The sequence below is a fragment of the Streptomyces lycii genome (genome assembly GCF_009735685.1).
GTDB classification, from domain to species: Bacteria; Actinomycetota; Actinomycetes; order Streptomycetales; family Streptomycetaceae; genus Streptomyces; species Streptomyces lycii.
Genome location: NZ_WHPN01000408.1, coordinates 9,913 through 22,298, shown reverse-complemented (window position 1 = coordinate 22,298; position 12,386 = coordinate 9,913). Strand labels below are relative to the sequence as shown.

General features: G+C 73.4%; 8 protein-coding genes and 1 riboswitch. Of the genes, 3 read left to right on the top strand and 5 right to left on the bottom strand.

The features are described 5' to 3' along the window. Window positions 1–209: 209 nt before the first annotated feature. Window positions 210–914: a glycoside hydrolase family 11 protein gene (locus tag GCU69_RS29030; RefSeq protein WP_098750838.1), complete on the bottom strand. Its 705-nt coding sequence runs from the start codon at window positions 912–914 to the stop codon at window positions 210–212. A gap of 1,070 nt (window positions 915–1,984) precedes the next feature. On the opposite strand from GCU69_RS29030, the gene GCU69_RS29025 reads away from it, so the two are divergent. The 3 genes from GCU69_RS29025 to GCU69_RS29015 all read left to right on the top strand — a co-directional run bounded on the left by GCU69_RS29025 (window position 1,985) and on the right by GCU69_RS29015 (window position 6,406). After that, entirely contained in the window at window positions 1,985–3,847 is a 1,863-nt protein-coding gene (locus tag GCU69_RS29025) for a flavin-containing monooxygenase (protein ID WP_156207662.1), read from the top strand. Beyond that, on the top strand, window positions 3,844–5,526 hold the full coding sequence (locus GCU69_RS29020) for an outer membrane protein assembly factor BamB family protein (RefSeq protein WP_156207661.1): 1,683 nt from the start codon (window positions 3,844–3,846) through the stop codon (window positions 5,524–5,526). Before GCU69_RS29025 ends, GCU69_RS29020 begins: the two co-directional genes overlap by 4 nt. A 112-nt stretch (window positions 5,527–5,638) precedes the next feature. Beyond that, window positions 5,639–6,406 carry an SDR family NAD(P)-dependent oxidoreductase gene (locus GCU69_RS29015; RefSeq protein ID WP_098750836.1) on the top strand — a complete coding sequence of 256 codons (768 nt, stop codon included), beginning with the start codon at window positions 5,639–5,641 and terminating at the stop codon, window positions 6,404–6,406. A gap of 17 nt (window positions 6,407–6,423) precedes the next feature. Here GCU69_RS29015 and GCU69_RS29010 read toward each other — a convergent pair whose 3' ends face one another. From GCU69_RS29010 to GCU69_RS28995, 4 genes are all read right to left on the bottom strand, one after another. After that, complete coding sequence (locus tag GCU69_RS29010) at window positions 6,424–7,227, bottom strand: ABC transporter ATP-binding protein (protein WP_098750835.1); 804 nt, start codon at window positions 7,225–7,227, stop codon at window positions 6,424–6,426. Then, window positions 7,224–8,339, bottom strand: coding sequence for a FecCD family ABC transporter permease (locus GCU69_RS29005; RefSeq protein WP_408055857.1), 1,116 nt, complete (start codon window positions 8,337–8,339; stop codon window positions 7,224–7,226). The genes GCU69_RS29010 and GCU69_RS29005 overlap by 4 nt, the downstream gene beginning before the upstream one ends. Further along, on the bottom strand, window positions 8,336–9,382 hold the full coding sequence (locus tag GCU69_RS29000; protein ID WP_408055856.1) for an ABC transporter substrate-binding protein: 1,047 nt from the start codon (window positions 9,380–9,382) through the stop codon (window positions 8,336–8,338). Before GCU69_RS29000 ends, GCU69_RS29005 begins: the two co-directional genes overlap by 4 nt. A 270-nt stretch (window positions 9,383–9,652) precedes the next feature. Beyond that, window positions 9,653–9,833, bottom strand: a riboswitch (cobalamin riboswitch). Window positions 9,834–9,934: 101 nt separating this feature from the next. After that, window positions 9,935–10,555 carry an L-threonylcarbamoyladenylate synthase gene (locus GCU69_RS28995; protein WP_098751930.1) on the bottom strand — a complete coding sequence of 207 codons (621 nt, stop codon included), beginning with the start codon at window positions 10,553–10,555 and terminating at the stop codon, window positions 9,935–9,937. Window positions 10,556–12,386: the final 1,831 nt, after the last annotated feature.

Sequence of the window (12,386 nt, the reverse complement as noted above, 5' to 3'; positions counted from 1 at the left end):
GGCCGCCGCGCCACGAGTCCGGTGGAGCGGTGCGGGATCAGCTCCCGCGGTGTACTGCCGTCCCGGTCACGGACGTGCCGGTCCGGATCTCACGCCCCGGCCGCCGTCGCCGCCGCTGTTGGGGGTCGCGGCGGCACCCGGCCGGCGGGCAGCCGGCCGGCGGCGTACTTCCGGTCGAAGTGGTTACCGGGGCGGGGAGGGCCGATCGCTCAGCTCATCCGGATGTTGGAGCTGCCGGAGCTCTGGTAGCCCTCGGTGGCCATGATCATGTAGTAGTTGAAGGATCCCAGCTGCATCCCGGCCCGCTGCCAGGCGTCGAAGTGGGTGCCGGTGTTGATGGTGCCGCTGGACCGGTGGCTGGTCCGGACGCTCCAGTACTGCTGGAAGGTCTTGGTGCCCTCCACGGAGGGCGCGTTGTGCCGCGTGGACTCGAGGAGGGTGTACGTGCCGCCGTCGGCGTTGAGCGTGCCGCGCTGCTGAGCGCCGGAGCTGGGGTTGTAGGGGCCGTGGCTCTCGACGATGTAGTACTCCACCAGCGGGTTGGAGGTCCATCCGTAGAGCGCCAGGTAGCCGTTGCTGCCCGGGTTGAAGGTTCCCGAGTAGTTCACGGTCCTGCGGCTGCCGTTGCTCCAGCCGAGGCCGCCGACCCAGTTGTTGGTGTTGTTCCACTGGCTGCTGTACGAGCCGGGCGTGTCCTGCAGCGTCATGCTGACAGTGCCCGGGGCGTCGGTCCAGAACGAGTAGTAGTACCCGTTGTACATGCCGGTCGCGTTGCTGGTGAGGGTCTGGGCGGCGTTGGCGGTACCGGGCAGCGCCAGCGCGGCCGTGCCGCCCAGCGCCAGGGCCCCTGCGCCGCCGATGAGGCCTCTGCGGCTGATCATCGGGCGGCCGTTGGGGGGGTTGTCCTTGTGCATGCTTCCTCCTCGTGGGGGCTGGCGGGAAGCCAGGCGCGTGATACGAACCGGCGGGCCGGTCGGCGGCCAGACCGCCGACGGCGCGTCGGGGCGTGCGGTGGGGCGGAGTTCAGCCGGTCGCCGTGCGCTCGGCGACCGGAGGGCCAGGCCGCGCGGGAAGACCCGGATCGACAGTGGTCGAGGCTGTCGACGGCGACAGTGTTGGTCCGGCTCCGTAGAGTTGTCAACAGTTTCCGCAAGGTTTACGGAAGCATCGTTCGGCGTCGAAGGATCTCTGACAGGTGATCACCCCAGGTCAAACCATCTGACTGACGAGTAGCGAATGAGGGACGATTGATGGAATCCCTGATTCGCCGCTCTTGATCCCGGCAACGTTGTCGAAAATTCCGGAAACCTTCCGGATACTTCCTCGGTGGCTGTCGCGAAGCCGTGGCGAGGCCGGAACTCGTCCCGGTCGGCCCCGCGGAAGGTGGCGGCGGCCGGTGGCGGAAACCCGCCTCGTGTGACGGGCCGTCAATCCGCTCGGGGGTGGCCCCGCGGTCCGGCCGGAATGCGCCGGGTTCGGACCGCGGGACGTGCTTCACCGGCCGGAGCGTGGCGCGGAAGGGCCTGTCCTGAAGAGGCGGAAGGCCTGTCTGGAACTTGTCCTGATCCTGACGGGACCTGTCCTGGGGCCGTCCCGGGCCGTCCCGCGCCGCAGCGCTGCGCCGCACGGGCCTCCAGACCCCGGTGCCGGCGGCCGCGTACGGGGTTGATCCCGGCCTCGGGGGCCGATTCCGACCCTGCGCCGCAGCCCCGGTCCGACCTGCGCCGCAGCCCCGGTCCGACCTGCGCCGCGGCTGCCCTGGCCCGACCCCGCGCCGCGGCGCCGCGCCGCAGTCCCGGTCCCGGCCCGGTGCCCGCCCGCCGGTGCGCGTGTCCCGGGCGCGCCTCCCCGTGCGATATGGCTGATACACATGGCATGTACGATGCATAAGACTCGCCGGGAAGGGTCCCGGCATCCCGCAGGCCCGCCCGTGCAGTGCCCGGCCCCCGGCGGGCGCACGGCCACAGAGAGGAAAAGGACGTCGATGTCCTCCCCCCACAGCTCGCCCGCTCCGGACCACCGCGCCGGCGGCCGCGAACCCGGCTTCGACGCGGCCTCCCTCCGCGCCCGTTACCGGGCCGAGCGGGACCGCAGGATCCGGCCGGAGGGCCGCGCCCAGTACCGCGGCGTCACCGGCGAGTTCGGGTACTACGACGAGGACCCGTACGCCGAGGGCGACCCCACCCGGGAGCCGCTGGCCGACCGCGTCGAAGCGGTGGTGGTCGGCGGCGGGTTCGGCGGCCTGCTCGCGGGCGCCCGGCTGCGTCAGGCGGGCCTGGAGTCGATCCGGATCGTCGAGAAGGGCGCGGACTTCGGGGGCACCTGGTACTGGAACCGCTATCCCGGCATCCACTGCGACATCGAGTCGTACGTCTACATGCCGCTGCTGGAGGAAGTCGGCTACGTCCCGAAGTGGAAGTACGCGCCGGGCGAGGAGATCCGGCAGCACGCCCGGGCGATCGGACGGACCTTCGGCCTCTACCGGGACGCCGTCTTCCGTACCCGGGTGACCGAGCTGCGCTGGGACGACGACGCGGCGGAGTGGCTCGTGGGCACCGACCGGGGCGACCGGATCAGGGCACGCTACGTCGTGACGGCCAGCGGCACCCTGAGCGAGGCCAAGCTCCCCGGCATCCCGGGCATCGAGACCTTCCGCGGACACACCTTCCACACCAGCCGCTGGGACTACGACTACACCGGCGGCGACGCGAACGGGAACCTGCACAAGCTCGCCGACAAGCGCGTCGCCCTGATCGGCACGGGTGCCACCGCCATCCAGTGCGTCCCGCACCTCGGGGCGGACGCCGCACGGCTGTACGTCTTCCAGCGCACGCCCTCCTCGGTCGACGTGCGCGGCAACCGGCCGACGGATCCCGACTGGGCCGCGTCGCTCACCCCGGGCTGGCAGCGCCGCCGCAGGGACAACTTCCTGGCCCTGGTGACCGGCGATCCGGTCGAGGAGGACCTGGTCGGAGACGGCTGGACGAGCACCGCCCGCCTCCAGCAGAAGCTCATCCCGAGCGCCGGCCACCGGGAACTGCCGCCGGAGGAGCGCGAACGCGCCGAGGAGATCGCCGACTTCCGGAAGATGAACGAGATCCGGGCCCGGGTCGACGCCCTCGTCGAGGACCCGGAGACGGCCGAACTCCTCAAGCCGTGGTACCGCTACATGTGCAAGCGCCCCACGTTCAGCGACAGCTATCTGCAGACCTTCAACCGGCCGGGCGTCACCCTCGTGGACACGGCCGACTTCCACGGCGTGGAGCGCGTCACCGAGAACGCCGTCGTGGTCGGCGGCACGGCCTACGAGGTCGACTGCATCGTCTTCGGCACCGGATTCGAGGTCGGCGTCTCCGGGATCACCTCCGGTCGGCTTCCGGTGTACGGCCGAGGGGGTGTCACCCTGGGCGAGGCGTGGCGGGACGGCCCCCGGACGCTGCACGGCTTCTACAGCCACGGCTTCCCCAACCTGTTCCAGCTCGGGCCGCTGCAGAACGCCAGTTCCGTCAACTTCGTCCACGTCCTCGACGAACAGGCCACGCATGTCGCCGAGGTCGTCGCCGCGGCACGCGAACGCGGGGCCCGCCGGGTGGAGCCCACCGCCGAGGCCGAGGCCGCGTGGGTCGCGACGATCCGCGAGAAGGCCCCCGACCTGTACGCCTTCCAGGCCGAGTGCACCCCCGGCTACTACAACAACGAGGGCATGCCGCGCCGGCGCAGCGAATCGTACGGGGACGGGCCGGTCGCCTTCCACGCCCTGCTGCGGGAGTGGCGGGCGAACGGCGGCCTGGACGAGGTGCTGGCCGGCGCGGGCCTGGACACGGCCCCGGCGGGGGAGCGGGCATGACGCGGTACGGCGCCGGCGCGCCCGGCCCCGTCTCACGCACCCACTGGGACGTGAGACGGCTGAACGAGCCCAATGCGCTGTGGGGTTCCAACGGTGTCGCGTTCGGGCCCGACGGAAGGCTCTACACCGCGCAGTTCCTGGCCGGCAAGATCAGCGCCGTGGACCCGTCGACCGGAGAGGTCGAGACGGTGGTGCCGATGGACGGCCCGGTCCAGTCGCCGGACGACCTGGCCTTCGGGGCGGACGGCTCCATGTACATCACCGACCTGGTACCGGGCCGGGTGTGGCGCCGCGGACCACGGGGCGACTACACCCTCGTGTCGGACCAGGTGCAGGTGCCCAACGGCATCACCTGCGTCGGCGACCGGCTGTTCGTCAACGAGATGAAGATGGACGGCCGGCTGCTGGAGCTGTTCCCCGGCAGCGGCGACGAGCCCCGGACACTCGCCGGGGGACTGGCCCTCGGCAACGCGATGCAGCTCGGGCCCGACGGCAGGCTGTACTACCCGCACATGGTGACCGGGCAGGTCTGGTGTGTCCCGCTCGACGGCGGCGAGCCCGAACCGGTCGCGGAGAACGTGCACGAACCGGTCGCGGTCCGCTTCGACCGGGGCGGGGTGATGCTGGTGCTGTCCCGGGGCCGGGCCGGTCTGGTCACCCGTATCGATCTGCACGGCACGGGCTCCCGGTCCGTGATCGCCAGCGGACTCGCGGGGCTCGACAACGCCGCGTTCGACGACGCGAACCGGATGTTCGTGTCCAGCTTCGCCAGCGGCGGCATCACCGAGCTGCACCCCGACGGCCGGACCCGGGACATCGTGCCGCGCGGCCTCGGCGGCCCCTACGGGGTGACCGTCGACCCGGGCGGCACGGTGTACGCGGCCGACCACTACCGGGTGGCCGGCCCCGCACCCGCCCCGGCCGGCGGGACGGACGCCGTGACCACGCACGTCCTGCGCCCGTTCGCGCACGGCATCAGCGCCCGCGACGGGCTGCTGCACATCACCTCGCAGTACGGCGAGATCAGCACCTACGACCCCGAGTCCGGCAGCACACGCGTCCGGGCCACCGGACTGCGCCGGCCCACCGGCATCGCCGCCCGGCCGGACGGCGGGCTGATCGTCGCCGAGACCGGCGCCGGCCGGGTGCTGGCCCTGGCCGAGGACGACACCGTCACCACCCTAGCCGCAGGGCTCCGCCGCCCGGTGGACGTGGCCCTCGACGCCGAAGGGCGCTGCTACGTGAGCGACGAGCAGGACGGGGCGGTGCTCAGGATCGAGGACGGCCGGGCCGTCACCGTCGCGGACGGGCTGGACGCCCCGCAGGGACTGGCCGTGCTGGGCGACGAGGTGTTCGTCGTGGAGACCGGTTCGCGGAAGCTGCGGGCCGTCTCGCTCACCACGGGGCGGCACCGGACCGACGCGGAGGACCTGCCCGTCGGCCTGCCGCCGGACACCGCGCCCCGCACCCGTCCCGCGCTCTTCACCCACGGCATGCCCGGTGTGCCGGACCCGTTCGCCGGACTCACCGCGGCCCCCGACGGCTCGCTGCTCCTGTCGGCCAACGGCGAGGGCACCGTGCTGCGCCTGGTGCCCCGGCGGTCCGCCGGGACGCCCGGGACGGATCCGGCGGACCGGGCGCCCGGTGAAGCTCCGTCCCCCGACGGCCGTGCCGGGTGAGCCCCCGACGGCGGCTCACCCCTGTGCGGCTTCCCCTGCCGGGGCGCGCGGAGGCGGCACGGCCGCTGTCCGTCGGCACCCCGGCGTGCACGCTCCACGGAAAGGAAAACCCATGACGTTCCCAGGTCTGGCAGGCCGCGGCGTCGTCGTCACCGGCGCCGCGTCCGGCATCGGCAGGGCCGCGGCCCTGAAGTTCGCCGGGCAGGGCGCCCGCGTGCTCGTCGCCGACCTCGACGCGAAGGGCGCGGACGAAGTGGCCCGCGAGATCGAGGAGTCCGGGGGCACCGCCGTCGCGGTCGCCGGTGACCTCGGCGACCAGCAGGTGGTGAACACCGTCGTCGAGCGTGCCGTGGCGGCCTTCGGCGGACTGGACGTCCTCGTGAACAACGCCGGGGTCATGGACCGCATGTCGGCCCTCGGTGAGACCGACGACGCGGAGTGGGAGCGCGTTCTGCGGATCAACCTGACCGCGCCCTTCCAGCTCACACGGGCCGCGCTGCCGCACATGCTCGCCGCGGGGCGCGGCTCGATCGTTTTCACGGCTTCCGAGGCAGGTCTGCGCGGCGGAGCGGCCGGTGCCGCCTACACCGCCTCCAAACACGGGGTGAACGGCCTGGTCAAGAATCTCGCCGTGATGTACCGGAAGCAGGGCATCCGGGCCAACGCGGTCGCCCCCGGCCCCACCGCGACCGGCATCCGGGTCGACGCGGACCCGGCGGCGCACGGCCCGGCGGTGGTCGGCCCGCTGATCGGTGCGAACATCGGCCGCATGGGCAGCGCGGAGGAACAGGCGGACGCCATCGTCTTCCTGGCCTCCGACGCCGCCGCCTTCGTCAACGGCGCGGTCCTCCCCGTCGACGACGGCTGGGCCGCCGTCTGACACCGCCCGGCCGTCCGTCAGGCCCTGCCGCGCGCCGCCGCGGCCGGCTCGCCGGGCAGGAACGTGACCTGCGGTGCCCCGGTGCCCGGGTGTACGGCGACCTCGGCCGCGACGCCGTACACCTCGGCCAGCAGTTCGGCGGTGAGCACCGCCTCCGGCGGGCCGGAGGCGGTGACCTCGCCCTCGTGCAGCACGTAGAGCCGGTCGCAGTGGTACGCGGCCAGGTTGAGGTCGTGCAGGGCCACCAGGACCGTCGCCGGCAGCCGGCGCAGCAGGCCCAGGATCTCCAGCTGGTGCCGGATGTCCAGATGGTTGGTCGGTTCGTCCAGGACCAGCAGGCCCGGCTGCTGGGCCAGCGCGCGGGCGATCAGCACCCGCTGGCGCTCCCCGCCGGAGAGCCGGTCGACGGGGCGGTGCGCCAGGTCCGAGGCGTCCACCGCGGCCAGCGCCCACTCCACCAGCCCGGCGTCCTCGGCGGTGTCGGCGTCCAGCAGGCGCTTGTGCGGGGCACGGCCCATGGCGACGACCTCCCGCGCGCTCAGGTCGAAGCCCGTGCCCGGATCCTGGACCACCGCAGCCAGGGTCCGGGCCACCCGGCGGACGGACAGGGACCAGGCGTCGGCCCCGTCGACGCGTACGGAGCCGCTGTCCGGCCGCAGAACGCGGTACACGGCCCGCAGCAGGCTCGACTTGCCGCTGCCGTTGGGGCCGACGAGGCCGATCACCTCACCCGGGCCGGCGGTCAGCGACACGTCCCGCACCAGGTGGTGTGCGCCCGCCGTCAGCGTGACGCCGTCAACGTCGAGTCCGGTCCCGGTCATGTCACTCCCCGCCCGGTGTTCCGCAGGGCGTCCCGGCGCAGCAGCCACAGGAAGAACGGCCCGCCGCACAGCGCGGTGAGGACACCGACGGGAATCTCCATGGGGGCGGCGACCGTTCGGGCGGCGAGGTCGGCCCAGACGAGGAACACGGCCCCGCCCAGGGCGGCCGCGGGCAGCACCCGGCGGTGGTCGCCGCCGACGAGCAGGCGCACGACGTGCGGCAGCATCAGCCCGACGAAGCCGATCGGACCGGCCGCCGCCACCAGAACACCGGTGACGAGCGACAGCAGGACGAACATCCGGGCCCGGAACCGGGCGACGTCCAGGCCCATCGTCGTCGCGGCCTCCTCGCCCGCCAGCAGCAGGTTCAGCGAGCGGGCGTGCGCCAGCAGGATCCCGACCCCCAGCAGCAGCGCGGCACCCGGCAGCCACAGCGTGGACCAGCGCACTCCGCCCAGACCGCCGAGCGTCCAGGCGAGGACCTCCCGGGCCTCGTTGCCCCGCCCCGTGGTCAGCATCAGCAGGTTCGTCACCGCGCTGAGCACGGCCGCGACCGCCACCCCGGAGAGCACCAGCCGCACCGAGGTGATGCGCCCGCCGGCGCGGGCCGTGCCGTACACGAGCAGCAGCGTGAGCAGTGCCCCGGCGAACGCGGCGGCCGACAGCGACACCGGCCCGAACAGGCCCACGCCGAACACGATCACGGTGACCGCCCCGAGCGACGCCCCGGAGGACACACCCAGCAGATACGGCTCCGCGAGCGGATTGCGCACCAGCGCCTGCATCGCCGTCCCCACCACCGCGAGCCCCGCGCCGGTCACGGCCCCGAGCAGCACGCGCGGCGCCCGCACGTCGAGGACGATCGTCTCGCGCGCCGGGGAGCGGGGCGGCGACGGCCGGTCGGCACCGAGCGCTTGCGCCACGATGCCCCACACCTCGCCCGGTGGCACCCGGACCGAGCCGATGGCCACACCGGCGGTCAGGGAGACCAGGAGGAGGGCGCCGAGGACCATCAGGACCGGGGCGAACCCCCGCGCGCGCAGGCGGTCCCGGCGGTCCGGGGCTCCCCGGGCGTGCGGTGCGGTCGGCGCGGTCCTCGCCGGGGCCGTCACCGGAACCGCTCGGGGTGCAGCCCGCGGGCCAGGTCCTCGACGGCGTGCGGGGCCCGCACCCCGACCAGGGTCGCCGTCAGCGGCAGGACGACGAAGCGCTCGTTCCGTATCGCGGGTACGTCTTCCAGGGCGGGGTGGGAGAGCAGGAACTCCTTCTTCCGTGCGACGCCGCCGGCACCCGCGTAGTCGTAGACCGCGATGACCTCGGGCCTGCGGGCGACCACCTGCTCCCAGGAGGCGTCACCGAAGACGTCGTCGAGGCCGGCGAAGACGTTCCGGCCGCCGGCCAGCCGGACGATCTCGGTGCCCAGGCTCTTGCCGCCCGCGGTGAACGCCGACTTCTCGCCGCTGTCGTACACGAACACCGGTACCGGGGAGGCGCCCCTGACGGCCCGCGCGGTGTCGGCGACGCGCTTGCGCAGCCCGGCGACGAGCCGGTCCGCCCGTTCCCGGACTCCGAAGATGCTGCCGATGGTGCGGATCTCGTCGTAGGTGTCCTCCATCGACACCTGCCGCTTCCCGCAGTACTCGCGGTTGAGGTACGTGTCGATGCCCGCGTCCGCGAAGGCCTGCCGCGACCGGCCCTCCCGCTCCGCGAACGCGCTGCCGTAGCCGCCGTAGACGAAGTCCGGCTCGGCGTTCAGCACCGTTTCGAAGGAGGGTTCCTTCTTCGCGAGTTCGGGGACGGCCGCGTAGTCCTCGCGGAGTTCGGGGAGCACGGGGGAGTCCGGGAAGGAGGTGCCGACCATCCGGTCCCTCAGCCCGAGCGCCAGCATCAGTTCGGCCGGGTGCTGGTGCACGGTGACCACGCGGGAGGGCGGTTTCTCGTACGTGGTGCGGGTGCCGCAGTTGTCGACCGTGACGGGGAAGCCCTCGGCCGGCGGGCCCGCGGCCCCCCGCTCGGCGGGAGCGTCGGCCGCCGTGCCGCAGCCGGTGACCAGCACGGTCACCAGGACCGTGGCCAGGGCCGCGGCGCGCGGGAAACGACGCCGCGGGCGGGCCGGGACAGCGACGTGCGGGCGGGAGGGGGAAGAAGAGGACACCGGGCGGGGGCGGTGGGAGGAAAACGGGCGGGGGAGGCGGGAGGAAAACGGCCGGGGGAGGCGGGAGGAAAACGGCCGGGGGAGGCGGGAGGAAAACGGCCGGGGGCGGCGGGAGGAAAACGGCCGGGGCCGGCGGGGGAAAAGCAGCTCGGGCCGGCGGGAGACAGGGGGACGGGACCGGCGGGGCATGGGCGGCTGGGGCCGGGGGGAGAAAGGGAGACGGGGCATGCCGTCGTACACGTGAAGCCTCCTGGGGAGTCCGCGCTCCTCGGATCGGGCCCGCGACAGGCCAGTGTCCTGACTCCCGGATCGTCGTCCCCCTCGCCTTCCCACGCCCGCGGCGCAGTGGCGTATCGAGGGGTGCACTCCCCGGTCACAGTGGCGGGACCGTGCCGGAATCGCACCGGCTTCCTGTCTCCCGTCGCGGTGATGACCAGCTGATCCTACGTTCCGCCGCGGAGCGGCCGACAGGGCGCACACCTGTCGGCGCGTGCTCCCGGCTCGCCACGGCGCGTGCCCCCGCCGGCGCCCGGGCCGGTCGCCGGGCCTGGCCTACTCGAAGCGTGCCGTGTCGCCCGCCCCGTACCGCAGGATCTCCACCTCGCCGCCCGAGAAGTCGATGACGGTGGTCGGCTCGGTGCCGCAGTCGCCGGAGTCGACCACGGCGTCCACGACGTGGTCGAGCCGCTCCTTGATCTCCCAGCCCTGGGTCAGCGGCTCCTCCTCGCCGGGCAGCAGCAGCGTGCTGGAGAGCAGCGGCTCGCCGAGTTCGGTGAGCAGGGCCTCGGTGACGACATGGTCCGGGATCCGCACCCCGACCGTCTTCTTCTTCGGGTGCAGCAGCTGGCGCGGCACCTCCTTCGTCGCGGGGAGGATGAAGGTGTAACTCCCGGGCGTGGCCGCCTTGATGGAGCGGAACACGTCGTTGTCGACGCGCACGAACTGGCTCAGCTGCGCGAAGTTCCGGCAGACCAGGGTGAAGTGATGACGTTCGTCGAGTTCGCGGATCGACCGGATCCGGTTGATGCCGTCACGGTTGCCCAGCTGGCATCCCAGGGCGAAACAGGAGTCGGTCGGGTACGCGACCAGCTCGCCGGCGCGGATGCTGTCGGCCACCTTGCCGATGGTGCGCGGCTGCGGATTCTCGGGGTGCACGTCGAAGTACTTGGCCATCTGCCGACCCTACGGGATCGGATGTGACCGGCCGGTGGAGGTCCGGCGTGCCGGGAGGTTCCCCGCGGGCGGATGCCCGCGGCCACTGTGGGAGGCCCGCCTTCGCGGGATTTGTCAAGGCGAATCGTTGCCGTTCACCGGAACGGAGTGAAGGCGCCCCGGCCGGTGTTGTGACGCGTGTCACTCCGTTAGCCTCGGCCTCGAACTCGGGGGACAACCGGCCGTCGTCTGCTTCCGCATCGCGTTTCATCGTGCTTCGCCGCGTTTCGCCGCGTCGGCGGAGCCGGGAGCGGGCGGCGCCGCCCCCTGAGGCGTCATCGCTGAAGAATGGGGGCGACGTGCCCGCAGGGAGACTCCCCGAGCACAAGTACAGCCGTACCGAGGCCACCCGGCTCCTCTGCGCCGGGGTCTACCGTGACGCGGGGTTCCGCCGGCAGGTCGTCGAGGAATTGGTGGACCACCGGGAGCGGCCCGTCGCCCCCGCGTCGGGCGTCGACGTCCTGCCGGTCCTCGCGCACGCCCTGCGCATCGTGCACGCCCAGACCCGGGTGGCCCTGGCGATGCTCGCCGTCTGGTGCGGCTTTCTGCTCACCGACGTGGTGATGGCCTGGGACCTGCTCTCCGACCGCTGGGGGCCGGACGCCGACATCGAGTTCCACCAGGTGCTGGACGCGCTCTACTCCGGCGACGAGCAGCTCACCGCCGGGATGCCGATGCCCTGGTCGCAGTTCTACGCCCTGGTCACGCTCGCCCTGTGGTGCGCCGACGCGGCCCGGGGCAGCCGGGCCGACAGCTTCACGGCGGCCACCGGCATCGCCGGGGCGGCCAAGGTGGTCCGGGGCGGCATCCGGCTGATCGGCGCCGGAGCGGGCCTGTTCACCCTGTTCTACTGGTTCTGGTATGCGGCCGGAGTCCTGGGCGGCACGGTGCGCAGCCCGTATCCGCTCGTCTTCCCGCTCGCCATCGCCCTGATCGCCTGGTGGCACGAGACCGGCCAGCGCCGGACCGTGTGCCGCCGGCTGTCCCGGCGGACCTTCCCCGACGCGGTCCAGCCCGGGCTGCCCGACACCCCGTTCCACAACGAGCTGCGGGAGAACATCCGGCGCGAGCAGGAGGCCGCGCTGACCCTCTACGACACCGACAGCCCGTTCGTGGGCCTCGGCTCCCCGCGCCGCCCCTGGTCCTTCGCGCTGGAGCTGCGCAAGCGCGAGGCCGGACCGGGCGTGCCCGGGGCCCGGTCGCCGCGGCCGCCCGGCACGGCCGGCGGCGCGGTGGTGCCCCGCCAGGACGCCGGGCCGCTCACGGCCCGGGCCGCCCTGGAAATGATCGAGCCACAGCTCGACCGGCTGCGGCAGTCCGCCGCCCGCACCGGAAAGGACCGGCTCCGGGAGCTGGAGGCGGACCGGTTCGTCTACCTCCCGGCGGGCGTCGGCCGTGACGAGCCGCTGCCGCTCGGCTCGGACCCGGACGCGACGGCCCCTGCCTCCGCCGGGCTGAGCGTCTACGAGCCGGAGCAGGTCGCCGCCCATCTCGCGGAGGCGGTGGACGAGGGCGGCGAAGGCCGGCGGGTCTTCCTGCGCATCAGGATCGGCGCCTGGCACGAGCAGGTGGTGGTGACCGTCCTGGTCCGGGTGCACACGCAGGGCGGACTGCTGGTGCTCGAGGTCGCCCCGTACGTCCTCGGCCCCGTCCGCCAGGAGTTCCGCGGGATCGACAGGATGCTGGACGAACTGCCCGAGACCTGGCCGCGCGGCGCCTGGCGGGCCCTGCGCGGCGGACCTGCGACGGGGGTGTGGGCGGCGATCGGCGCCGTCGGCGCCGTCCGCGCGGA

Bases quoted from the DNA above. Each gene is read 5' to 3' on its own strand.
- GCU69_RS29030 (WP_098750838.1), bottom strand. From the start codon at position 914: ATGCACAAGGACAACCCCCCCAACGGCCGCCCGATGATCAGCCGCAGA.
- GCU69_RS29025 (WP_156207662.1), top strand. From the start codon at position 1,985: ATGTCCTCCCCCCACAGCTCGCCCGCTCCGGACCACCGCGCCGGCGGC.
- GCU69_RS29020 (WP_156207661.1), top strand. From the start codon at position 3,844: ATGACGCGGTACGGCGCCGGCGCGCCCGGCCCCGTCTCACGCACCCAC.
- GCU69_RS29015 (WP_098750836.1), top strand. From the start codon at position 5,639: ATGACGTTCCCAGGTCTGGCAGGCCGCGGCGTCGTCGTCACCGGCGCC.
- GCU69_RS29010 (WP_098750835.1), bottom strand. From the start codon at position 7,227: ATGACCGGGACCGGACTCGACGTTGACGGCGTCACGCTGACGGCGGGC.
- GCU69_RS28995 (WP_098751930.1), bottom strand. From the start codon at position 10,555: ATGGCCAAGTACTTCGACGTGCACCCCGAGAATCCGCAGCCGCGCACC.